The sequence below is a fragment of the Streptomyces buecherae genome (assembly GCF_014295035.1).
In the GTDB taxonomy this organism is placed as follows: Bacteria; Actinomycetota; Actinomycetes; order Streptomycetales; family Streptomycetaceae; genus Streptomyces; species Streptomyces youssoufiensis.
Genome location: NZ_CP060404.1, coordinates 2,751,771 through 2,773,344, shown reverse-complemented (window position 1 = coordinate 2,773,344; position 21,574 = coordinate 2,751,771). Strand labels below are relative to the sequence as shown.

Here is a 21,574-nt window from a genome sequence, read left to right as displayed (position 1 = left end):
TGACCGCGTTTATTTGTAGTGGCGCTGACGTCGCCATGTGACCCGGTAGAGCCTCACACTGCTGCGCTACTCAATTTTCGGAAAAATAAACAATCCGGCGAGTACCCACATGAGAATCACGGAGACGCCGATGAATAGAAGCACATAAGTTTCATACCACCGCATCAGGTTTCCGGGCCGCGGGCGCCTGCGAAATCCTGGAGCCACAATATCATCAGTAAGGTCGCATTCCTCGTTGCGGTAATCAAGCCAGGTGATGGCCCCCACCACGACAAGTGCCACAGTAAACGCGGCAACCATCGTGGCAAGGATCAATAGCCCAGTTACTCCTCCCCGTGCTGTGTCTGGTGACACTCCCCACTTCCGGTACCCAACGAAGAGTGCAAGTGCCGCACCAACCAGGGACGTAGCGAGCGTTTGGTAGATAGCGAGAAAGCGATACGCATTCTCATTCACTGCATGGATCTGCTGCAGGATGTACCGATAGCGCTCTAGTGCGAACTCATTGCGAACAGATCTAGCTTCCGGTCCAGTCTCGCCCGATGCCGTCATGCCCCACCCCTTCAGACGCCTGGCAAGCATAGGCCAACCAGCGTCTAGCCGGCGCGACTTGAGAGACACGTGTGCCGAGAAAGTGTGCCGTGATCTCTACCGGCTCCGTGCGGCGGACGATGGGCTGCGCCTCCTCCCGAGTCCCCCTCGGGGGTGCCTTTATGCCCTTCGTCAAGGCGCCCCTGTCGGGTTTGGTGTGGTTCGGAGTTGGGGTTATGCGGCGAGCTCGACGTCTTGCGGTGTCCGGGATTCGTGCATTGTGCCGTCGCGGAGCATGGCGAACGGGACGCTGGTGCGTTGGCGGGCGAGGCGCAGGAGAGCTTGGGTGTGAGTCTTGCCGCGGGCTCGTTGCTTGTCGTAGCAGGCGCGGGAGGCCGGGTCGGCGTTCATGCAGGCGAAGGCGGACAGGGACATGGTCCGTTTGAGTTGGCGGTTGCCGCCTCGGGGTGCGTGTTCGCCGTGGAATGAGGTCCCGGACTGCTTGGTGGTGGGTGTGAGGCCGGCGTAGGAGGCGAGGTGGGCGGCGGTGGGGAAGCTGGTGCCGTCGCCGACGGTGATCAGCAGGACGGCGGCGGTCCTGACGCCGACGCCGGGCATCGACGTCAGGACCGGGGAGCGAGGGTGGGCCTCCAAAAGCGTGTTGATCTGGGCTTCCATCGCCTGTCGCTGGGTGTGGACGGCGGTCAGGGATGTGGCCAGGGAGGGGATGACGCGTCGAGGGCGGCGGCCGGGTGGTGGTCTCGCAGGCCGAGGGCGTGCTGCCGGTGGAGACTGTCCGCAAGGCCGGCTTGGACACGGCGATATCAGCGGCGCTGACGCCGTGGCGGAAGGCTCGGGCGGTGCACGATCCGGGCAAGATCCTGCTGGACGCGGCCCTGGCGGTCGCGCTGGGCGGAGACTGCTCGCGGATGTCGCCATGCTGCGGGCCGAGCCGGCCGTGTTCGGGCCGGTCCCCTCCGACCCAACGGTCTCCCGCTTCATCGACACCCTCGCCGCCTCCGGGGAGAAGGCCCTGCGGGCCATCCGTGCCGCGCGAGCTGAAGTCCGCCAACACGGCTGGCGGTTAGCCGGCCAGGAAGCGCCTGATGCGGGTGGGACGGTCACCGTGGACCTGGACGGTGTGCTGGTGATCGCGCACTCGGACAAGGAGGACGCCGCACCCACGTGGAAGCGAAGCTACGGCCACCACCCGCTGATGGGGTTCGTCGACCACGGTCCGGGCGGCACGGGCGAACCACTCACAGCCCTACTCAGAGCGGGTAATGCGGGATCGAACACGGCCGCCGACCACATCGCCGCCACCCGGCTGGCCCTGGCCCAGCTGCCGAAGAAGTACCGGCGCGGGCGCCGGACCCTGGTCCGTACCGATTCGGCAGGCGGGGCTCACGACTTCGTGGCCTGGCTCGCCCGGCGGGGGCGGTGGCTGTCCTACTCGGTCGGCATGACAGTCACCGAGCAGATTTACCAGCATGTGCTGCGGGTTCCGACCTCGGCCTGGACGCTAGCCGTCGAGAGTGGCGGCGAGATCCGCGAGGGGCCTGGGTCGCCGAGCTCACCGGTGATGTCCTTACCGGTCGGCCGAAGGGGACGCGGCTGGTCGTCAGGAAGGAGGGGCCGCATCCCGGGCCCCAGTTGCGGCTCACGGATGCGAACGCCATGCGGTTGACGTGTTTCGCGACCAACACCGTCGGCCGGCCGATCACCGAGCTCGAACTCCGTCACCGGTTGCGGGCCCGAGCCGAGGACCGCATCCGCGCCGCCCGGGCCACCGGACTGCGCAACCTCCCCCTGCACCGCACGTCCCAGAACCGGATCTGGTAGGAGATCGTGCAACTCGCACTCGACCCGCTGGCCTGAGTGCCGATGCTCGCCCTGACAGGCAAGGCCTGCCTCTGGGAGCCCCGCTGACTACGGCTCCGCCTTTCACCACGGCCGGACAGCTCGTCACCACCGGCCGCCGCCGCATCCTCCGCCTGGCCGGGCACTGGCCCTGGACCAGTCACATCACCGCCGCCCTCGAACGGCTCGCACTCCTACCAAGCCCCGGCTAATCGGCAGCTTCTCCGTCCCTACGACAGCACCCCGACACCCGGAGCAGTGGAACCCGGCGCCACCCCGAGACGACACTCGGGCCCTCAGCCTGGCCACCCTCAGCCCATGGCACGAAAACGGTCCACCGACTCCTTCGGCGGACCGTCACGAAAGCTCGAGGCTAGTGGCCCCCGGCACGGGCGCAAAAGCCAAGCTCACCCCAGCTGGCCGCATCCTGGCCACCGTGCTCCACCTGCGCAAACTCGGCACAGTGAACCTCCTCGGGCAACTTTTCAACGTCTCCGGCGTGACCATCAGCCGCGCGAACCAAGAAGTCCGCCCGCTCCTGTAAGCGCACGGCCACCACGTCACCCCCTCCACCGCCCGGTTCCGCACACCCAGTCGTCATTGCAACATTCCTCGCGGCCGGCCCCAACCGAAGCAAGATCAAGACAGCGAGTTAAATATCTGCACGCCCTTAGGGAGGCTTTCAGAATGCTTGGTGCTTGTGGGCGTGGGGCATGGAGTGAGCGAGTTGGAGGAAGGCGTCGCGCATGTCGTCTCGGGCCTCCCAGCGGGTTCGTGAGCGTCGAGGGCCGTGGAGCCAGGCGATGTCGTGGTCGTAGCCGCGGTCCGCGTACGAGGTGCGGGGCTTGCGCCGAGGCCGGCCCCGCTTGCCTCCGTACCGGCGGCAGGCTGTCGGCCGGTGGCAGGGGTTGGGTGTCGTCGTTGCGGTGCCCTCCCGTCAACGACACCCGCAGCGGGGTGCCGTGGGCGTCGGTCAGCACGTGGTGTTTCGAGCCGGGCACGGCTAACCGGACTCGGACCGACTTTTGGGTTGCTTGGCCCCCGCTTGGCCTGCACATGCGAGGCGTCAACGGTGACGCTTGGAGAAGTCCAGACGGTCCGCCGCCCTCAACCGATCCAGCAGCACCCGCTGCGCGTGCCACACTCCGGCCTGCTGCCACTCGGCCAGTCGCCGCCAGCAGGTAGGGCCGGAACCGAACCCCAACTCCTGCGGCAGATAATCCCATTAGATTCCGGTGTAGAGGATGAACAGCACACCCTGCAGCGTCTTACGGTCATCGATCCGCTTGCGCCCCGGGTGCCGGAACCGTCGTTCATGCTTCGGCAACAGCGGCTCGATCACCGCCCACAGCTCATCACTGACCTCCCACGGCTTTCCGCCGCGCCATGGTCACCCCCAAGCAACACGGGATCACATACCCCCTCCACCGTGCCACAAGAGGAGAAGCCCACTTGGCCAACATTCAGAAGCGCCCGAACGGCAAATGGCGGGCCCGCTACTGCGACCTCAACGGCAAGGAGCACGCTCGGCAGGTCGAGCGGAAGCTCGACGCCCAGTGCTGGCTCGGCGAAGACACGGCCAGCATGGTCACCGGCCAGTACGTCGATCCCCGTGTCGGCCGCGTCACCTTCGAAAAGTACCCCGAGAAGCGGGAGAGCTCGTTCATCGCCAGCGAGGCGGGCGAGCGCATCTCCGACAACGCGCTACGGCTCCACCTCCTACCGGCGCCGGGCGCCCGCTCCATCGCGACGATACGCCGCAACGACGTACAGGTGCTCTTCAAGCACCTATACGACCAGCTCGGCCCCGGCAGCGCGCAGAACGTTTACGACGTCCTGGTGCGCGTGATGACGGCGGCCGTGGACGACAAGGTCATCGCCTCCAGCCTGTGCCGCCGGATCACCCTCCCGGCCATGCTGGACGCGGAGGTCACGCCGTCCACGGTCGAGCAGGTCGAGGCGATGGCGCGCGTGATGTCGTCGTACATCCGCGCGGCCGTCGTCACCCTTGCCGGATCAGGACTGCGTATCGGTGAACTACTCGGCCTTAAGGTGTCGGACGTCGACTTCAAAACCGGCACCATCCACGTCGACCGGCGGCGGCTTCAGTCAGGTCGTCACCGACGCGCTCCTCGCGCATCTTGCTGCATGCCCATCCAAGGAGTGGCTGTTCACGATGGAGGAGGGGGAGCCGCTCAACTATCGCCGCTGGAAGACTGAGTGGAACTGTGCCCGCAGAGCGCTCCAGGCGGAGGAGAGCGAGACGGCCAAGCACGAGGGCCGCAAGCCGTCGAGCTGCCAACATGGTCACCCACGACCTGCGGCACTTCTACGCCTCCGCGTTCATCGCCGGCGGCGCGAGAGTCAAGCAGGTCCAGCTGGCCCTCGGGCACGCGTCCGCCGTGAGCACGCTGCGGGTCTACGCGCGACTCGGGCCCGGAGAAGAAGACCGCACCCGGCCCGCCCCCGTCACGGATGACAGCGGGCGAACCGGGTGCGAGGAAGAGCGGGGCGGGCGCCTGGTGGGGGCTCGCCGAAAAGAGGCTGAAAGAAGCCGGCGGGCGGCTCAGGCCTTCTTGGTCTCCCAGAAGATCTTGTCCACCTGGGCGATGTAGTCCAGGGCCTTCTGACCCGTGGCCGGGTCGGTGGAGCCCTTGGCCGCGCTCAGGGCCTTGAGGGTGTCGTTGATGAGCTGGTGCAGCTCCGGGTACTTCTCGAAGTGCGGGGGCTTGAAGTAGTCGCTCCACAGCACGGAGATGTGGTGCTTGGCCAGCTCCGCGCGCTGCTCCTTGATGATGGTGGCGCGGGCGCGGAAGTGCTCGTCCTCGTTGGCCTGGTACTTCTCCTGGACTGCCTTGACCGACTCGGCCTCGATGCGGGCCTGGGCCGGGTCGTACACGCCGCAGGGAAGGTCGCAGTGGGCGCTGACCTTTACCTTGGGGGCGAACAGGCGGGAAAGCATAGAGCTGTCCTTCCTCGTGATCGTCTTCTCAGGTGCGAGATTACTCCGTGAGGGAAGGCTTTTCTCGGGTGGCCCGGGGGGCTTAGGACAAAAGTCCGGTGTCGGACCGGGACTGATGGAGCGACGGACCGGGAGGTGCCGTGATGCCGGAGCGGACGCAGGAGCGTGGCCGCGAGCGTGGGCAGGGGGAAGACGGCGAGCGTCACGGGCTGCTGCGGATCGGTCTCGCCGAGGTGTACAACCCGTCGATGGTGCCCACGCTGCGCCCGGGTGACCAGCTCGTCGTGCGGTACGGGGCGGGCGTGCGGGTCGGCGACGTGGTCGTGCTGTGCCACCCGTTCGCGCAGGACCTGCTGATCGTCAAGCGCGTCGTGGGGCGGCGGCCCGGTGGTTGGTGGGTCGAGGGGGACAACCCGTACGTCCACAACGACAGCCGCGAGTTCGGCGCCGTCCCGGACGAGCTGGTGGTGGCGCGGGCGCTGGCCCGGCTGCGTCCGCCGCCGGGGGCCGGTCAGCGCTCGGTGGCGGGGCTGCTGTCGTGGGCGGCCTCGGCGGTACGGCCGGTGGGCTCGGGGCGGGGGCCGCTCGGCCGGCTGGCCGGCCGCTCCGGGCGTCCGGAGCGCTCGCTCTCCAGGCGCTTGCGGGCCCGGTAGGCGGCGACGTTCGCGCGCGTGGCGCAGCGGTCGGAGCAGTAGCGTCGGGAACGGTTCGTCGACGTGTCGAGGTAGGCGTTGCGGCACGGCGACGCCTCGCAGATGCCGAGCCGGTCGGCGCCCAGCTCGGTGAGGTGGAACGCGAGCCCCATGGAGGCGGTGGCCGCGTAGCTGGCGCCAGCGTTGGCGGCGTAGTCCGCGATGTGCATGTGCCACTTGGGCCGGCCGTCCTCGTCCCGTACCTCGTGCCCCGAGATCTGCGGGCTCACCGGGAACTCAAGGAGCAGCGCGTTGAGCAGGTCGACGGCCAGCACCTCGTCGCCTCGGTCGGCCGCCTCGAAGACGGCGCGCAGCCGCCCCCGCACCCCGCGCAGCCGGGTCACGTCGGCCTCGGTGGCCCGCCGCGCGACCTGCTGGCTCGGGCCGAACAGGTCCCGTACGGCCTCGACCGAGGTGAGCCCGTCGGTGCCGCGCTCGGGCTCCTCGCTGTTGACGAGCTGGACGGCGAGATCCGAGTAATAGGCCAGTTCCACTTGTAGTCCTTACGGAGGCGGTCTATGGTCGTCGGTGCAGTGGGGTAATGACTGCTGTGGCTATCAGGGTATTACGTAGAGGTCATGGGAGGGTCGCGATGACGGAGACGATCACGGCTGCGGGCGCTGACTGGCGAGCCTGGCAGGCCAGTTGGGACCGGCAGCAGGAGTGGTACATGCCGGACCGCGAGGAGCGGTTCCGGGCCATGCTCGACATGGTCGAGGCGACGGTCGGCCCGGCGCCGCGCGTGCTCGACCTGGCCTGCGGCACCGGCAGCATCAGCGACCGCGTGCTGGCCCGCTTCCCCGAGGCCACCAGCACCGGCGTCGACCTCGACCCGGCGCTGCTGACCATCGCGCGCGGGTACTTCGCGGACGAGCGCCGCGTCGAGTTCGTCACCGCCGACCTGCGGGACCCCGAGTGGCGGAGCAAGCTGCCGCACGCCTCGTACGACGCGGTGCTCACCGCGACCGCGCTGCACTGGCTGAACAGCGACGCGCTGAGCACGCTGTACGGGCAGGTCGCGGAGCTGGTACGGGAGGGCGGGGTGTTCATGAACGCCGACCATATGCCCGTCCCGTCCACGCCCCGGATCAATGCCGCCGAGCGCCGGTTCCGCAAGGCGCGGCAGGAGCGCGAGCGGGCCGAGGGCGTGCAGGACTGGGCCGACTGGTGGCGGGCGGTCGCCGCCGACGAGGTGCTGGGCGGGCCTGCGGCCGAGCGGTTCAAGATCTTCAACAATCCCACCGAGGTCAGCAACGACCACGACGGCAACGACGAGTCGGTGGACTGGCACGTGGCGGCGCTGCGCGCGGCCGGGTTCGACGAGGCACGCCCGGTGTGGTGCTCGGCCACCGACGCCCTGGTGCTCGGCCTCAAGTAGGCCCGGAGGCTCCGGCGACTCCGAAGACTCCGGTGATTTCGGCGCCCGCCGGGCCGGCGGCGCGACGGGTGGCCGGCCGCCCCGGAGCCGGGGACGCCGCGCGGCGGGTGGGCGTGCGACAAGTGGGCGTGTGGGAGCGGCACGGGCCGCGTGGGCCCGTGCCGCCGTCTCGTCCGTCTCCTCGTCCGCACGAGGCGCCGCCCCGCCCCGGCCCGCCCCGGGCGCCGGACTCCGGACTCCGGGAGGCCGGTAACCGGGTCGGGCGCCGGCGGCTCACAGCACCTTGGACAGGAACGACTTCGTGCGCTCGTGCTGCGGGTTGGTCAGCACCTCGCGCGGGTGGCCCGTCTCGACCACCGCGCCGTCGTCCATGAAGACCAGCGCGTCGCCGACCTCGCGGGCGAAGCCCATCTCGTGGGTCACGACGATCATCGTCATGCCGGACTCGGCGAGGTCGCGCATCACGTCGAGCACGTCGCCCACCAGCTCCGGGTCGAGCGCGGAGGTCGGCTCGTCGAAGAGCATCAGCTTGGGCTCCATGGCCAGCGCCCGCGCGATGGCCACCCGCTGCTGCTGCCCGCCGGAGAGCTGGGCCGGGTAGTTGCCCGCCTTGTCGGCCAGGCCCACCCGGTCGAGCAGCCTCAGCGCGCGCTCCCGCGCCACGGCCTTGGACTCCCGCTTGACCTGGACCGGCGCCTCCATCACGTTCTCCACCGCGGTCATGTGCGGGAAGAGGTTGAAGCGCTGGAAGACCATGCCGATGTCGCGGCGCTGCGCGGCGACCTCGCGGTCGCGCAGCTCGTAGAGCTTGTTGCCCTGCTGCCGGTAGCCGACCAGGTCGCCGTCGACGTACAGCCGCCCGGCGTTGATCTTCTCCAGGTGGTTGATGCAGCGCAGGAACGTGGACTTGCCGGAACCCGAGGGGCCGATGAGGCAGAACACCTCGCGCGGGGCGACCTCCAGGTCGATGCCCTTGAGTACCTCGACGGGTCCGAAGGACTTGTGCACGCCCTCGGCCTTGACCATGGCGGTCACGCGCCGCCACCCCCCTTCGTACCGCGGGTGCTCAGCGAGCCCACGTTGGCCTTGACCTTCTGCCACGGCGTGGGCGGCAGTTGACGCAGCGAGCCGCGGGCGAACCGCCGCTCCAGGTAGAACTGGCCGACGCTCAGCACGCTGGTGACCACCAGGTACCAGATCGCCGCCAGGAAGAGCATCTCGACCGTGCCGCCCGAGGTCTGGCCGACGTTGGTGGCCGCCTGGAGCAGGTCGTAGTACTGCACCGCGATCACCAGCGAGGTGGTCTTGAGCAGGTTGATGAACTCGTTGCCGGTCGGCGGCACGATCACCCGCATCGCCTGCGGCAGCACCACCCGGCGCAGCGTCTTGGCCTGGCTCATGCCCAGCGCGTGCGACGCCTCGGTCTGCCCCTCGTCCACCGACTGGATGCCGGCCCGGCAGATCTCCGCCATGTACGCGGCCTCGTTGAGACCGAGGCCGAGCAGCGCCGCCAGGAACGGCGTCATGAAGTCCGCCCACTCGTCCTGGTAGATGGGGCCGAGGTTGATGTACTCGAAGACCAGGCCGAGGTTGAACCACAGGAGGAGCTGGACGTAGACCGGGGTGCCGCGGAAGAACCAGATGTAGGCCCACGCGATGGACGCGGTGACCGGGTTCTTCGACAGCCGCATCACGGCGAGCACGACGCCGAGGGCCACACCGAGCGCCATCGCGACGATCGTGAGCCAGATCGTGTTGCGGACGCCCTTGAGGATGTCCTTGTCGAAGAAGTAGTCGGGGACGGCGCCCCAGTTCACCTTGCCTTGCGCGAAGGCGTTGACGAGCAGGCCGAGCAGGCCGAGCGCGATCACCGCCGAGATCCAGCGGCCGTAGTGCCGGACCGGGATGGCCTTGATCGCCTCGGGGGCAGGAGCCGGGGTGCCCGAGGGCCCCGTCACCTTGTCGATGTCAACAGTCACAGGTGCTGCCTTTCAGCATGAACCGTCACGAACGGGGCGGTCAGGAGCCGCCGTTGATCTTCGCCTCGGTGACGGCGCCGGCCTCGACGCCCCACTTCTTGAGGACCTTCTCGTACGCGCCGTTCTTGATGATCTCGTCGAAGGCGGCCTTGAGGGCGTCCCGGAGCTGGGTGTTGTCCTTGCTGATCGCCACGCCGTACGGGGCGGCCTCGACCTGCTCGCCGACGATCTCGAAGTCGTCGCCGCCGCCCGAGGTCTGCACGGCGTACGCGGCGACCGGGAAGTCGCTCGCGGCGGCGTCGGCGCCGCCGGCCCGCAGGCGGGTCTGGGCCTGCACGTCGTTGTCGAACGCCTCGATGGCGATCGTCCCCCTGCCCTTGTCCTCGCACGCCTTGACCTGGTCCTTGGCCAGGTCGTGGGAGACGGTGCCGCGCTGCACGACGATCTTCTTGCCGCACAGGTCGTCCCAGGTCTCGATGGACTGGGTCTTGCCCTTACGCGTGTAGATCGAGACGCCGGCCTGGAAGTAGTCGACGAAGTCGACGCCCTCGCTGACCTTCTTGCCCTTTTCGGGGTCGATGCCCTCCTGGCGCTCCTTGGTGTCGGTCATGGCCGACATGGCGATGTCGTACCGCTTGGAGCGCAGCCCGGTGAGGAGGGTGTCGAAGGTGCCGTTGGCGAACACGAAGCGGACGCCCAACTCCTTGCTGAGCGCGTCGGCGAGGTCGGGGTCGATGCCGACGGTCCGTCCGCTCTTCTTGAATTCCACCGGCGGGAAGGCGATATCGGACCCGACCTTGATCTTGCCCGCACTCTGGACACTTTTTGGCAGCTTGTTGAAGAGGCCCTTTCCGGAAGCGGAGCCGTCCACCTTGTCCCGCTGATCGCCGCAGCCGGACAGCAGAAGGGCGCCGGTGACCGCGAAGGCGGCGACGGCGACCCACCTGGGTGTCCGAGGGGTGGCCATGCCCGGCCGACGAGAGCGGCTGGCGGTCATACTGGTTCCTCCTGCGGATGAGGGAAGCACCGACGGGGCCGGCACACACCTTCGGGTGTCGCGGCCGTGTGTGATTGGGGCATCTTGCCATCCGGGCCAGCGCATATGGGGGGCCGGCGAGGTCAAAATCGGATAACGGGCAGCTCACGCGGTGCGGTGCCCGAACGACGTCGGACATGACGTCTCGGCGGCGCACCGGGAAACGCCCGGGTGACGGAATGGCTACCGACGCGTGGCCGCGGTGTCGCGGTACATGGATATTCGGTAGCGATTGACCTGCTTTCGGTGTTAACGCGGGGTTGCCGCGCTGCACCGCGACGGAACTCACTCGTTCGGGAGTGCGCTTCTCCGGTAGAAAAGACGGTTACACCCCTCACCCGGGGCTCAGGGCACGTGTGCGGCGTGCCCGGCGTTCGCCCACCTCCGCCGCGGTTATCCGCGGGGCGGAAGGCGGACGCGGTGCCCGCCCGCTCCGCAACACAGGGGGCGGCTACCCTCACCAGATATACGACAAAGGGGTCAAGAAAGTGGCAGCGGAGATCGTGAATCCTCGCAGCGACAGCGACGGTACGACGGACGAAGAACTCTTCGACCCGGCCTTCGCGTTGCACCGGGGCGGCAAGATGGCCGTCCAGGCGACCGTGCCGATGCGCGACCGGGACGACCTGTCCCTCGCGTACACGCCCGGTGTCGCCAAGGTGTGCAGCGCGATCGCCGAACAGCCCGAGCTCGTCCACGACTACACCTGGAAGTCCCAGGTGGTGGCCGTGGTGACGGACGGCAGCGCGGTGCTCGGGCTTGGCGACATCGGCCCGGAGGCGTCCCTCCCGGTCATGGAGGGCAAGGCCATCCTCTTCAAGCAGTTCGGCGGCGTCGACGCGGTGCCGATCGCGCTCGACTGCCGGGACGTCGACGAGATCGTCGACACCGTCGCCCGGCTCGCGCCCTCCTTCGGCGGCATCAACCTGGAGGACATCTCCGCGCCGCGGTGCTTCGAGATCGAGCGCCGGCTGCAGGAGCGCGTCGACATCCCCATCTTCCACGACGACCAGCACGGCACCGCCGTCGTCACGCTGGCCGCGCTGCGCAACGCCGCGCAGCTCACCGGCCGGCCGATCGGCGGGCTGCGGGCCGTCATCTCGGGCGCGGGCGCCGCCGGCGTCGCCATCGCCAAGATCCTCGTCGAGGCCGGCATCGGCGACGTCGCCGTCTGCGACCGCAAGGGCATCGTCTCGGCCGAGCGCACCGACCTCACCGACGTCAAGCGCGACCTGGCCGGCTTCACCAACAAGGCGGGCCTGACCGGCTCTCTTGAGCAGGCGCTGGATGGCGCGGACGTCTTCATCGGCGTCTCGGGCGGCACGGTTTCCGAGTCCGCGGTGGCGACGATGGCCAAGAACGCGATGATCTTCGCGATGGCCAACCCGAACCCGGAGATCCACCCCGACGTGGCGCACAAGTACGCCGCGGTCGTGGCCACGGGCCGCAGCGACTTCCCGAACCAGATCAACAACGTCCTGGCCTTCCCCGGCATCTTCGCCGGCGCCCTCCAGGTCCGGGCCTCCCGGATCACCGAGGGCATGAAGCTGGCGGCGGCCGAGGCACTGGCCGCCGTGGTCGCCGACGAGTTGAGCGCCGACCGCGTGATCCCCTCGCCCTTCGACGAGCGGGTGGCCCCCGCCGTCACCGCGGCCGTGGCCGCCGCCGCGCGGGCGGAGGGCGTCGCCCGCCGCTAGGCGCGGCGCGCGCGAGCCGTACGCGGACCGCGGGGCGGGCCCACTCCCTGGCCGGGGGTGGGCCCGCCCTCGTATGAGAGCGCGTGCGCCGGGGCGCGCGGCTGCCGGGGCGCGGGGGCCGACGCCGCGGCGCGCCGGGCGGTCGCGGGGCGCGGGCGGCGCGGCCCCGCGTGGCCGGGGGAGGCGGGCCGGCGCGGCGTTGGTCCAGGCCAACCCGCGGGGGCGGGTGTGGGCCGGGCGAGGGGTGGGGGCAGCGTCACACCGTCGCCCGGTTCCGTTCGGGCCCGGCACGCGCCTAGGGTCGGGGCATGTTCGCTGCCTACGCCGCTCGCATCGACCCTGACCAGCCGCTGTCCGGACTGGAGTTGGGGGACCGCCCCGAGCCCGCCGACCGGGCCGGCTGGACCACCGTCAGCGTCAAAGCCGCGTCGCTGAACCACCACGACCTGTGGTCGCTGCGCGGCGTGGGGCTCGGCGAGGAGAGCCTGCCGATGATCCTCGGTTGCGACGCGGCCGGCGTCGACGCCGAGGGCAACGAGGTCGTGCTGCACTCGGTCATCGGCCAGAGCGGACACGGCGTCGGCGCGGACGAGCCCCGCTCCATCCTCACCGAGCGCTACCAGGGCACCTTCGCTGAGCGCGTCGCCGTGCCAGAGTGGAACGTGCTGCGCAAGCCGAAGGAACTCTCCTTCGAGGAGGCCGCCTGCCTGCCGACGGCATGGCTCACCGCGTACCGCATGCTGTTCACCAACGCCGGCGTGCGCCCCGGCGACTCCGTGTTGGTGCAGGGCGCAGGCGGGGGCGTGGCGACCGCGGCGATCGTGCTGGCGAAGGCCGCCGGGCTGCGGGTGTACGCGACGAGCCGGGACGAGGCCAAGCGCGCGCGGGCGATGGAGCTGGGGGCGGTGGCGGCCGTCGAGCCGGGCGCCCGGCTGCCGCAGCGGGTGGACGCGGTGATCGAGACGGTGGGCGCGGCGACCTGGTCGCACTCGGTCAAGTCCCTCCGGCCGGGCGGCACCCTGGTCATCTCCGGCGCCACCTCGGGCCCGAGCCCGAAGGCCGCGGAGCTGAACCGCATCTTCTTCCTGGAGCTGAAGGTGGTCGGCTCGACCATGGGCACCAAGGACGAGCTGGAAGGGTTGCTGAACTTCTGCGCGGCCACCGGCGTGCGCCCGGTGATCGACACGGTGCTCCCGCTGGACCGGGCCCGCGAGGGCTTCGCGAAGATGGCGGAGGGCGATCTGTTCGGCAAGGTCGTCCTGACGGTGTGACGTGACGCGACGTGGCGTGTTGGGTGCCGGGGTGTCGCGTCGTGGTCGTGTCGGCGTGACGTGACCTGACGGTCTGGGGCCCCTGCCCGCTGCCGCGCGCGCCAGCGTGCGGAGCCTGGTGCGGCCTCCCCCGGCGCGCCCGTACGGGCCGGCCGGGGCGGGGGAGTGGGGGGCCGCCCGAGTGGTGCGCGGCCCCGGGGCCACCCGTGTCCCGTTTCTCAGAGCGTCAACGCGTACGCCTGCCAGCGGCTGGTGATGCGCGCCCCGAGCAGTTCCGCGGCGCGGCGCAGTGGCGGGTCGGCTATCTCCCGGATGTCGAGGTCGGCCGTGTCCGCGCTGACGGTGCGCAGGTGGGCTATCAGCCCGGCGATGCCGGCGGCGAGTTCGGTCGGCGGCGCGTCGAGCGGCGCGGCGACCTCCAACAGGGCCCGGCCGTCGATGAGGTCGGCGGCGAGTTGGGCGGTGAGCGAGCCGTCGGCGCCGAGCAGGTCGAGCACGTGGCCCTGCGGCGCGCGGTGCGCCAGGTACGCGTCGACGCTGGCGGCGTCCCAGGGTGGCTCGGGCACCGCGTGATCGCCGGCACAGGACCGCGCCGCCGCCGTGCCGGCCTCGTCGCACTCCGGGAGGGCGTCGACGAGGTCGCGGGGGACCCCGCCGGCCCGGCGGTCGTGCTGGGCGTGCACGGTGTTGTACAGGCGGACGTATGCCTCGACGGCCGGGTGCGGGCCCGGCGGAAAGGGGCGCGGTGTCTCGCGCAGGAGCGCCGGCGGGAGGCCGGGCGGCGGGGTCCACGCCTTGAGGTCGGGCACCGTCCAGTGCCGGCCCAGCTCTCCGTCGACGCGGGCCCCCAGCGCGTCGGCGGCGCGCCCGACGGGGCTGGTGTCGGGGCCGCTCCAGTTGATGGTGGCGAAGCCCAACTCCTTGGCATGGGCCGCTGCGTGCCGTAACAGCAGCGTCAACAGCTCGACCGCACAGGGTGGTTCCGGGGTGTCCTCGCGCGCACCGTGGCGCCCGGTGGGCGGCCGTCTGCGCGCTGCGGTGGCCAGGGTGTGGTCGAAGACGACCGCCGCCGACTCGCCCGGTGGCTGCAACAGCCGTCCCCAGCCCAGGAGTTCGCGTCCGCTTCGGACGATCACGACGCCTCGGCAGGCGAACGTGTCGGCCCGGGCCGAGTCCGCCCGCGCGATCGCCGGTGGGGACTCCGCCTCGGCCGGTCGTCGCGCCGTACTGGAGGCCGGTGGCCACTCCTCGCCGCGGTGCGGGTCCACGAGGTCGGCCAGCTCCTGCGCGAGCAACTCGTCGGCGCCGGCGGCGGAGTCGAATTCCACCGTGATGGCGGCGGGCAAGGACATACGGTTCCCTCTTCCGCGTCGTGCGCGCCGCACGATGCGGCACGGCCAGTAGACCTCCCAGTACATCTCACGGGCGACGCGTAAACGACCCGCCCAGGGCGGAGATACGCCTCCTCCGTAAGGCGGGCGTAGTCAGCCCTGCGGAGCGCACGACGGGTCCCACGGCGGGCGGACGGCGAACCGGCCGCCCGGGGTACGCGCGTGCCGGCCCGGCCGGGCCCGCCGGACGCCGTCCCTCCACGGGGTGCCGGGCCCGGGCCGGCGCCGGCCGGCCGGGGCCCGGCCGCGTCGCTCGGCCGGCCGTCACCGCAGGTCAGCCGCCGGGCGCGGGGTCACGGCCGGGGTCGTCGTCGGTCGTGGGGCTGGCCCGCGGTGGTGGTGGGGCGGGGCGCGGCCGGTTAGGCGAAGGAGGTTGCGAAAGGGGCGCGGCCGGTCACGTCATGTACCTACTCCGCGGGGAGTACGGCGCGGGCCGGAGCAGTGAGGTGAGTGGCCGTCAGTTTCGGCTGAGTCGCGGTCAGTTCGGGCGTGTCGTGGGCGAGGGGGCGACGGCGCGCTTGGCGGCGAAGCGGCGGGCCTTGTTGCGGTTGCCGCAGACGCGCATGGAGCACCAGCGTCGGCTGCGGTTCTTCGACACGTCCCAGAACACCCACGCGCACTCGTGCTCCGCGCAGCGCTTGAGGCGCGCGGCGTCGCCGGCGAGCACCAACTCGCTCCAGGCGACGGCCACGCCGGCCAACCCCCGCCGGATCGGCGGCAGCCCGGGAGCGGGAACCAGCACCAGGCCCGCGCCCGCGCCGCCGACCGGCGCCGCCTCCGGTGCGGCGTGCTCGGCGCACGCGCCGTCCGTGGCGTCGGGGTCGGTGCCCCGCGCGGGCTCGACGCTCTCCGTCGGCCCGGCGTCGGAGGGCGCGGCGGGCTGGTTGGCCGGCTGGTCGGCCGGGGGCGCCCCGCCCACGGTGGCGAGCAGGGGCAGCTCGCGCAGGGCCGAGTCCGCGTCGGCGAGCAGCGCGGCGGCGGGCTGGTCGCCCACCGGGACGCCGAGCCGTTCGCGCAGCCCGCCGCGCAGCCGCAGGGCGAGCGCGAGGTCGTCGGCGTCGGCCCGGTGCGGGCGCGCCAGTAGGTGCTGCCCGACCAGCCAGTTGGTGAGCTGCTCCGGGGTGCTCAGGTCGTCGGTGCCTAGCTCCACGTCGACCGTGTTCGCGAACGCCTCGACGAGCCGGGCCGTCGCCGGTTCCTCGTACACGTGCCACCTCCCTCGTGCGCCACCCGCGCGCCGCCACCCGTCGCGCCCCGTTGCCTGTCTCGCCCAGCCTCGCCCGCCAAGGCTAACCGGTCAAGCGCTTGACCGGTTGACGGCGCTCACGGGGCATGCCAGGCTCCCCTTCATTAACCAGTCAAGGGCGATAGACGGTTACGCGGAGGCTGGTGGGCCCCGGCATGTCCCCGGCGGCCCGCCGGGCCTCCGGCCCGCCGCCGGCGAGGGAAACGTGATGGAGGGGGACGGTTCGATGAGTGCTGACGCCGCGACCGTGAGCGGGGACGCCGCGACGGCGTCCGCGACCGCGACTGCCGCTGGGCCGGGGGCGACCGGGGCGGCCCGGGCCGCGCGGCCTCGTTCGCGGAACACCGCGGTGCTGCTGGTCTTCACCGCGATCACCAACCTGGCGGACGGGGTCACGAAGATCGCGCTGCCGCTGATGGCGGCCCACCTCACCACGTCACCGGCGCGGATCTCGCTCGTCTCGCTCACCCTGACGGCGCCGTGGCTGCTGGTGGCGCTGCACGTCGGGGTGCTGGTCGACCGGGCCGACCGCCGCCGGTTGCTGTGGCTGGCGGACGGCATGCGGATGCTGGCCGTCGGTGGGCTGCTGCTGGCGCTCGCGGCGGGCGGCATCACGCTGTGGGGGCTCGCGCTGGCCGGTCTGGTGCTCGGGGTCGCCGAGGTGATCGCGCTGACCTCGGCGGCGGCCCTGATACCGGCCGTGGTGCCGCGCCCGGCGCGCGAGCGCGCCAACGCGCTGATCACCGGCACGGAGACGGTCGCCAACGAGTTCTGCGGCCCCTTCGTGGGCGGCTTGCTCGTCGCCGCGGGCACCGGCGTGGCGCTCGGCGCTACCTGGGTCACCTACCTCGCGGCCAGCCTGGTCCTGCTGCTGCTCACCGGCCGTTTCCGGGCCGCGCGGGACGCGTCCGGGGCCGCCGCGCACGCCGGCGCGCCCACTCCCGGCGCCTCCAGCGCCACCGCCCCGACGGCCGGGCCGCTGGACGGCGACGCCCGGCCCGAGGCGCCGGCCGCCGCCGTGCACGCGCAGATCGCCGAGGGGCTGCGGCACCTGTGGGGCCAGCGCCTGTTGCGCACCATGGCGCTGATCCTCACCGTGCTGTGCGCGAGTTGGGGCGCCTGGCTGGCGCTGATGCCGCTGGTCGCGACGCGCACCATGGGCCTGTCGGCCGACGAGTACGGCATCGTGCTGAGCGCGCTCGGCGTGGGCGGGCTCACCGGGGCGGTGGCCGCGACCTGGGTGAACCGGCTGCTCGGCCGCCGCTGGGCGATGTTCGCCGACCTGCTCGGCACCCTCGCGATGATGGCCGTACCCGCGCTCACCACGCGGTTGTGGGCCGTCGCCCTCTCCGCGTTCGTCGGCGGGATGGGGGGCACGCTGTGGACCGTCAACGCCCGTCTCATCGCGCAGAACCTGGTGCCCGAGGCGATGATGGGCCGCTACAGCGGCGTGGCCAGGCTGCTGAGCTGGGGCGCGCTACCGGTGGGGGCCGGGTTGATGGGCGTGCTCGCCGAGTGGTGCGGCGTGCGGTGGGCGTTCCTCGTCTTCGCCGCGACCGTGGCGGCCACCGTCCCGGTGTTCCTGCGCGTGATCACCTCGGACGCGCTGCGCGCGGCGGAGTGAGCGGCCCGGGCCGGTTCGCCGCCCGCCGCGCGCCGGGGCGCGCGCTCGGGTGACCGGCCACCGGCCCGGCGGCACCGCCGCCCGGCGCCGCCGGCGTGTTCGCCGACTCTCGCCGGGCATGGGGGCCGCGGGTACGGTACGGAGGGGGGTGCGCGGTGTTGAGCGAGTCACGGAGATGGGTGAGGCGTACGTCGCCGGGCGCGGAGCGGTCAACTCGCGCCAGGCCGGCGGAGCGTGGCGGCGTGCGGGGGCTGCTGTCCGCGATCGGGCTGCTGCTCGCCGTCGTCTGCGTCGTCGGCCTCTTCGTCGGGCGGCAGGCCCAGCAACTGGCCACCGGCGAGGAAGCCACCGTGCGGGCGGTCGCGCGCTGCGCGGAGGGCGGTGGCCCCGGCACGGAGCCCGCGCACTGCGAGGGGGAGTGGCAGTTCGCCGACGGGCGCACCAGCATGGGCGACATCCAGGGCCCGGAGGTGGCCAAGGGTGACACGGTGTTCGCCGGCCGGGGCTGGGCGTACGCCTCGCGGACCCGGCTGAGCCTCCAGGTGTGGATCCCGGTGGGGCTGTGCACGGCGTGCGTCGGCGTGGCCGGGGCCTTCTGGGTCGTGTACCGGCGCGACCAGCGGGCCGCCGTCCTCATGAAGCCGGCCCCGGTGCCCGAAGGCATGGCCCGCTCCTGACGGCCCGCTCCGCGCCGACACCAGCGCGCGGCACGCGGTGCCTCACGGCGCCGGTACGTTCACCACGCCCCGGTACGGGAGGTAGGTCGTGGAGCCGAGCGGGCGGACGCCGGGAAGCGACTCGACGATCTCGGCCAGCCCCCGCAGCGTGCTGCCCTGGGTGAAGGCGTGCCAGGCGTCCAGCGTTGTCCACTCCGCGTAGTTCAGCACTCCGGCGCCGTCCGCGCTGAGGTGGAAGTGAGCGGCGACGAGGCCGGGCACCGGGTGCTCGCGCAGGCCGGCGATCACCTCGTCAGCCAAGCGGCGCTGGGTATCGGCCCCGTCGGTCTCGAACTCCCCGGTGACGACGGCGCCGACCTGCTTGGCGGGTCCGGCGTCCTGGCCGGTGGCGCCATCCGTGGTCGGGGCGCGGTAGCTGTCGTGGAGTCGGTACCGGGTCAGGCCGGGGCGTTCGATGCCGGGCAACTCCTCGTCGATGGCGCGGACCAGGGCCGGGCGTTGGGTGCGGACGAAGGTGTGGTGGTCCTCGTCGTTGGTCCACTGCGCGTAGTTGAGGACGTGTCCGCCGTCGGTGCTGAGGAACGTCGTCAGGGTCAGCATGGCGTCGGGGCGGTCCAGTCGCTCCCAGGAGTCCACCACGGAGTCGGCGGCGGGGCGCTGGTGCGCGGGGTCGCTGACGACCCAGCGGCTGGCCAGGATGGTGCCCGCGTCGGGGCGGGTGACGTCGGGGAGGGTGACGGGGTGGGACGGGGAGACCATGGCGTGCTCCTTGGTGAGTCGTACGGCGCGGGCCCGTCGATCGCCCGCGTCCCCGACTCTGGTACGTCAACCTTGGTTGAAGTCAACGCCGCCCCGAGGCCCCGCCGCCCGGCCGCCTCCCCGTCCCGTCACGCGGCCCCCCGCTGCCGCGTTACCGCCGGGCCCGCGACCGAACGCTCCCCGGCGCTCGGTCGCGGGCCCGGCCGCCCTCACCGCGTGGGGCGGGTGCGCAGTACGCCGTCCACGCGGGCCGCCGCGTGCGCCAACTGGGCGCGTACAGCGGCGAGTTGGTCGGCCGTGACGCCGTGGTCGCGGGCGGCGTCGCGGACGCCGTCGCGGAACCGGTCGAGCAGCCGCTCCAGGTCCCGGGCCGGGTCGGTGGAGTCGGCGTCGTCGGCCACGGCCCAGTCGGGCAGCGGCCCCACCGCGGCGCCGGCCGCCCCGGCGTCGCCGGCCCCGGTACCGGTCGCCCCGGCACCGGCCGTCGCGTCCGTGGCCTTGCCGGCCGCCCCGTACGGGTCGGGCGCGCGCTCGGTCGTGGGGTCGGCGTCGGCGCGGGCCTTGTCGGCGGTCTGCTGGAACGGGCCCGGGGCGGTCGGCCCAGGGGCGGTCTGGCCCATGCGGGTCATGGCCCGGGTGACCTCGGACAGGCCCTCGCGCAGCGCGCCCTGCCAGTCCCCGGCCCGCAGGTGCGCCTGGGTCTGCTCCTGCACCCGGTGGGCGATCCGCTCGACCTCCTCGCGCGCGAAGTCCCGGGCGTCCTTGGCCTCCCTGCGGGCGCGCTGGGCATCCTGCTTGGCCCGGCGGCTCTCCTCCTTTGCCCGGCGCGCCTGCTCCTTCCACTCCTCCTTGGCCCGCCGCAACTCCTCCCTCGCCTGCCGCCACGCCTCCGGGTCGCCCCACGGGCCGCTCTCCCACGGGGCCCCGCCGCCCTTGCCGCCGCCCGCCGCGCGCCCCGCCTCGCCGGCCGCGCCCGCCGGGCGGGCCCGGCCCCCCGGACCGTGCGGGGCCTCCCGCCCGGTTCGCTGGTCGTCGCGGTGTCCCGGCCCGCCGTCGGCCCCGGAGGGCGCTCCGCCCGTCGCCCGGGCCTGGCTGGCGGCCTCGCGCATCTGACGGCGCAGGTCGCTGGCGGAGCCCCGTACGTCCTCGCGGATCTCGGCGGCCAACTCCGCCACCGACTCGCGGATCTCCAGCTCCAGGTCGGCCAGTTCGCCGCCACGGTCGGAGAGTTCGGCGCGACCGGCGTCGGTGAGCGAGTAGACCTTGCGCCCGCCCTCGGTGGCGTGCGTGACCAGGCCCTCGGCCTCCAGCTTGGCCAGGCGCGGGTAGACGGTGCCGGCGGACGGCGCGTACAGGCCGTGGAAGCGCTCTTCGAGCAGCCGAATGACCTCGTAGCCATGGCGCGGCGCCTCGTCCAACAGCTTGAGCAGGTACAGGCGCAGGCGGCCGTGGGCGAAGACGGGGGGCATCAGAGGACCTTCTTGTCGGACGGGCTAGCCTGGGGAGGGTCGGTGGGTTCGTGTGGTCGGGGCACGGCCGGCTCCGGCGCCCCGTCCGGGCCCGTGGGCGCCGTGGGCCCGCCGGGGGGCGCGCCCTCCTCCGTCGAGGGGCGGCGCAGGACGGCGATGGCGCCCGAGATGCTGGTGGCCTTCAGTCGCCCGCACATCGTGCCCAGCGTCCCCGTGATCTTCCCGCCGGTCCCGCCGGGACAGGCCCACGCGCCCCACGGCCCGCCCCAGGGGCTGCCGTCCACCGTGAGGTCGTCGAAGGCGTTGGAGAGCTGGCCGCTCGTGGTCTGGGCGTCCACGGCCACGTTCGCCGGGTCCGGCAGGCGGATGGCGATCCCGCCGGAGACGGTGTTCAGGTGCAGGTCGGCGGGGGTGGCCGTGGGGGCGATGTCCAGCACCATGTTCCCGCTGATCGAGTCGGCCTTGACGGCCGGGCTGGTGCCGTCGATGACGGTGAGTTCGCCCGACACGGAGTTGAAGCGCAGCCGCCCGCCGAGGGACTGGGCCTCCACACTGCCCGACACGGTGTCGGCCCGCACCTCGCCGGTGAGCCCGACCAGGGTGCTGTCGCCCGAGATGCCCCGCACCTCGGTGCGCCCGCTGAGCCCGGAGACGACGGCCGCCGCGTGCACCGTGCCCACCTCGGCCCGGGTCTCGGTGGGCACGGTCAGGGTGATGTGCGCCGTGCGCTGCCAGCCCTTGCGGTCAAGCAGCTTGAGGAAGCCCTGCCAGGGCAGGTCCTCGTACGCGATGCTCAGCACGCCGTTGTGCAGGCTGACCGCCAGCGGTGGGCCCTCGATCTCGGAGAGGTGCAGGCTGGCGGGGCCGGTGTCGGTGCCGACGACGTTGACGGTGCCGCCGACGACGCGCACGTGGAGCGCGGTGACCGGCGCGTCGAACGTGAGCTTGCGTGGCGCGCTGAGCGACCACTCGGACCGGTCTGACATGTGGGGCCTCCCCAGC

At 72.1% G+C, this 21,574-nt stretch carries 16 protein-coding genes and 6 pseudogenes; 9 read left to right on the top strand and 13 right to left on the bottom strand.

All coding sequences use genetic code 11. The features are described 5' to 3' along the window. Window positions 1-66: 66 nt before the first annotated feature. Window positions 67-552, bottom strand: a complete 486-nt coding sequence (locus tag H7H31_RS10105) for a hypothetical protein (RefSeq protein WP_232109771.1) — start codon at window positions 550-552, stop codon at window positions 67-69. 213 nt (window positions 553-765) lie between these two features. Then, window positions 766-1,263: pseudogene (locus H7H31_RS10100) on the bottom strand (transposase); the annotation flags it as partial. Between the two features lie 20 nt (window positions 1,264-1,283). Here H7H31_RS10100 and H7H31_RS10095 point away from each other — a divergent pair. Together H7H31_RS10095 and H7H31_RS35140 are read left to right on the top strand one after the other, a co-directional pair. After that, window positions 1,284-2,603: pseudogene (locus tag H7H31_RS10095) on the top strand (IS1380 family transposase). A gap of 143 nt (window positions 2,604-2,746) precedes the next feature. Further along, a pseudogene (locus H7H31_RS35140) lies at window positions 2,747-3,047 on the top strand (transposase family protein); the annotation flags it as partial. 26 nt (window positions 3,048-3,073) lie between these two features. Here the strand turns inward: H7H31_RS35140 and H7H31_RS10090 are convergent. Continuing rightward, a pseudogene (locus H7H31_RS10090) lies at window positions 3,074-3,779 on the bottom strand (IS5 family transposase). A 64-nt stretch (window positions 3,780-3,843) separates the two neighbouring features. Between H7H31_RS10090 and H7H31_RS34570 the strand changes: the two are divergent. After that, window positions 3,844-5,006 (top strand): annotated as a pseudogene (locus H7H31_RS34570) (tyrosine-type recombinase/integrase). On the opposite strand, the gene sodN reads toward H7H31_RS34570, so the two are convergent. Then, window positions 4,958-5,353 carry a superoxide dismutase, Ni gene (gene sodN / locus H7H31_RS10080; RefSeq protein ID WP_176164017.1) on the bottom strand — a complete coding sequence of 132 codons (396 nt, stop codon included), beginning with the start codon at window positions 5,351-5,353 and terminating at the stop codon, window positions 4,958-4,960. The pseudogene H7H31_RS34570 and the gene sodN overlap by 49 nt on opposite strands. 143 nt (window positions 5,354-5,496) lie before the next feature. Between sodN and sodX the strand changes: the two are divergent. Continuing rightward, window positions 5,497-5,820 (top strand): annotated as a pseudogene (sodX, locus tag H7H31_RS34945) (nickel-type superoxide dismutase maturation protease); the annotation flags it as partial. A gap of 44 nt (window positions 5,821-5,864) precedes the next feature. On the opposite strand, the gene H7H31_RS10070 reads toward sodX, so the two are convergent. Then, window positions 5,865-6,539, bottom strand: a complete 675-nt coding sequence (locus H7H31_RS10070; RefSeq protein WP_232109770.1) for a CGNR zinc finger domain-containing protein — start codon at window positions 6,537-6,539, stop codon at window positions 5,865-5,867. Between the two features lie 98 nt (window positions 6,540-6,637). Here H7H31_RS10070 and H7H31_RS10065 point away from each other — a divergent pair, with 98 nt between their 5' ends. Then, window positions 6,638-7,423: a class I SAM-dependent methyltransferase gene (locus tag H7H31_RS10065; RefSeq protein ID WP_187063606.1), complete on the top strand. Its 786-nt coding sequence runs from the start codon at window positions 6,638-6,640 to the stop codon at window positions 7,421-7,423. A 273-nt stretch (window positions 7,424-7,696) separates the two neighbouring features. On the opposite strand, the gene H7H31_RS10060 is transcribed toward H7H31_RS10065, so the two are convergent. From H7H31_RS10060 to H7H31_RS10050, 3 genes are read right to left on the bottom strand one after another with little or no spacing between them, the layout of a single operon-like run. Beyond that, window positions 7,697-8,449 carry an amino acid ABC transporter ATP-binding protein gene (locus H7H31_RS10060; RefSeq protein ID WP_176166401.1) on the bottom strand — a complete coding sequence of 251 codons (753 nt, stop codon included), beginning with the start codon at window positions 8,447-8,449 and terminating at the stop codon, window positions 7,697-7,699. Between the two features lie 5 nt (window positions 8,450-8,454). Continuing rightward, the gene (locus H7H31_RS10055; protein ID WP_187063605.1) at window positions 8,455-9,402 is read right to left on the bottom strand and encodes an amino acid ABC transporter permease; all 948 of its coding nucleotides are present in this window, start codon (window positions 9,400-9,402) and stop codon (window positions 8,455-8,457) included. 40 nt (window positions 9,403-9,442) lie between these two features. After that, the gene (locus H7H31_RS10050) at window positions 9,443-10,399 is read right to left on the bottom strand and encodes an ABC transporter substrate-binding protein (RefSeq protein WP_187063604.1); all 957 of its coding nucleotides are present in this window, start codon (window positions 10,397-10,399) and stop codon (window positions 9,443-9,445) included. A 527-nt stretch (window positions 10,400-10,926) separates the two neighbouring features. Between H7H31_RS10050 and H7H31_RS10045 the strand changes: the two genes are divergently transcribed. Together H7H31_RS10045 and H7H31_RS10040 are read left to right on the top strand one after the other, a co-directional pair. After that, on the top strand, window positions 10,927-12,135 hold the full coding sequence (locus H7H31_RS10045; protein ID WP_187063603.1) for an NAD(P)-dependent malic enzyme: 1,209 nt from the start codon (window positions 10,927-10,929) through the stop codon (window positions 12,133-12,135). 308 nt (window positions 12,136-12,443) lie between these two features. Further along, window positions 12,444-13,406, top strand: a complete 963-nt coding sequence (locus H7H31_RS10040; RefSeq protein ID WP_187060675.1) for a zinc-binding dehydrogenase — start codon at window positions 12,444-12,446, stop codon at window positions 13,404-13,406. A 218-nt stretch (window positions 13,407-13,624) separates the two neighbouring features. Here the strand turns inward: H7H31_RS10040 and H7H31_RS10035 are convergent, their stop codons facing one another. Both H7H31_RS10035 and H7H31_RS10030 read right to left on the bottom strand, forming a co-directional pair. Then, entirely contained in the window at window positions 13,625-14,758 is a 1,134-nt protein-coding gene (locus tag H7H31_RS10035) for a hypothetical protein (protein ID WP_187060674.1), read from the bottom strand. A gap of 517 nt (window positions 14,759-15,275) precedes the next feature. Next, complete coding sequence (locus tag H7H31_RS10030) at window positions 15,276-16,004, bottom strand: CGNR zinc finger domain-containing protein (protein WP_187060673.1); 729 nt, start codon at window positions 16,002-16,004, stop codon at window positions 15,276-15,278. A gap of 265 nt (window positions 16,005-16,269) precedes the next feature. On the opposite strand from H7H31_RS10030, the gene H7H31_RS10025 reads away from it, so the two are divergent. Together H7H31_RS10025 and H7H31_RS10020 are read left to right on the top strand one after the other, a co-directional pair. Next, the gene (locus tag H7H31_RS10025; protein ID WP_187060672.1) at window positions 16,270-17,667 is read left to right on the top strand and encodes an MFS transporter; all 1,398 of its coding nucleotides are present in this window, start codon (window positions 16,270-16,272) and stop codon (window positions 17,665-17,667) included. Window positions 17,668-17,909: 242 nt separating this feature from the next. Then, window positions 17,910-18,344, top strand: coding sequence for a hypothetical protein (locus H7H31_RS10020; RefSeq protein ID WP_187117885.1), 435 nt, complete (start codon window positions 17,910-17,912; stop codon window positions 18,342-18,344). A gap of 42 nt (window positions 18,345-18,386) precedes the next feature. Here the strand turns inward: H7H31_RS10020 and H7H31_RS10015 are convergent, their stop codons facing one another. The 3 genes from H7H31_RS10015 to H7H31_RS10005 form a co-directional block, all read right to left on the bottom strand. Next, a complete protein-coding gene (locus H7H31_RS10015; RefSeq protein ID WP_187117884.1) occupies window positions 18,387-19,103 on the bottom strand; it encodes an antibiotic biosynthesis monooxygenase in 717 nt (238 codons plus the stop codon). A gap of 209 nt (window positions 19,104-19,312) precedes the next feature. Continuing rightward, a complete protein-coding gene (locus H7H31_RS10010) occupies window positions 19,313-20,572 on the bottom strand; it encodes a PadR family transcriptional regulator (RefSeq protein WP_187059935.1) in 1,260 nt (419 codons plus the stop codon). Further along, window positions 20,572-21,558, bottom strand: coding sequence for a DUF4097 family beta strand repeat-containing protein (locus tag H7H31_RS10005; protein ID WP_187059934.1), 987 nt, complete (start codon window positions 21,556-21,558; stop codon window positions 20,572-20,574). The genes H7H31_RS10010 and H7H31_RS10005 overlap by 1 nt, the downstream gene beginning before the upstream one ends. Between the last annotated feature and the right edge of the window lie 16 nt (window positions 21,559-21,574).

Coding starts and splice junctions, on each gene's coding strand:
- H7H31_RS10035 (WP_187060674.1), bottom strand. CDS start 14,758: ATGTCCTTGCCCGCCGCCATCACGGTGGAATTCGACTCCGCCGCCGGC.
- H7H31_RS10105 (WP_232109771.1), bottom strand. CDS start 552: ATGACGGCATCGGGCGAGACTGGACCGGAAGCTAGATCTGTTCGCAAT.
- H7H31_RS10040 (WP_187060675.1), top strand. CDS start 12,444: ATGTTCGCTGCCTACGCCGCTCGCATCGACCCTGACCAGCCGCTGTCC.
- H7H31_RS10015 (WP_187117884.1), bottom strand. CDS start 19,103: ATGGTCTCCCCGTCCCACCCCGTCACCCTCCCCGACGTCACCCGCCCC.
- H7H31_RS10050 (WP_187063604.1), bottom strand. CDS start 10,399: ATGACCGCCAGCCGCTCTCGTCGGCCGGGCATGGCCACCCCTCGGACA.
- H7H31_RS10005 (WP_187059934.1), bottom strand. CDS start 21,558: ATGTCAGACCGGTCCGAGTGGTCGCTCAGCGCGCCACGCAAGCTCACG.
- H7H31_RS10060 (WP_176166401.1), bottom strand. CDS start 8,449: ATGGTCAAGGCCGAGGGCGTGCACAAGTCCTTCGGACCCGTCGAGGTA.
- H7H31_RS10025 (WP_187060672.1), top strand. CDS start 16,270: ATGAGTGCTGACGCCGCGACCGTGAGCGGGGACGCCGCGACGGCGTCC.
- sodN (WP_176164017.1), bottom strand. CDS start 5,353: ATGCTTTCCCGCCTGTTCGCCCCCAAGGTAAAGGTCAGCGCCCACTGC.
- H7H31_RS10065 (WP_187063606.1), top strand. CDS start 6,638: ATGACGGAGACGATCACGGCTGCGGGCGCTGACTGGCGAGCCTGGCAG.
- H7H31_RS10010 (WP_187059935.1), bottom strand. CDS start 20,572: ATGCCCCCCGTCTTCGCCCACGGCCGCCTGCGCCTGTACCTGCTCAAG.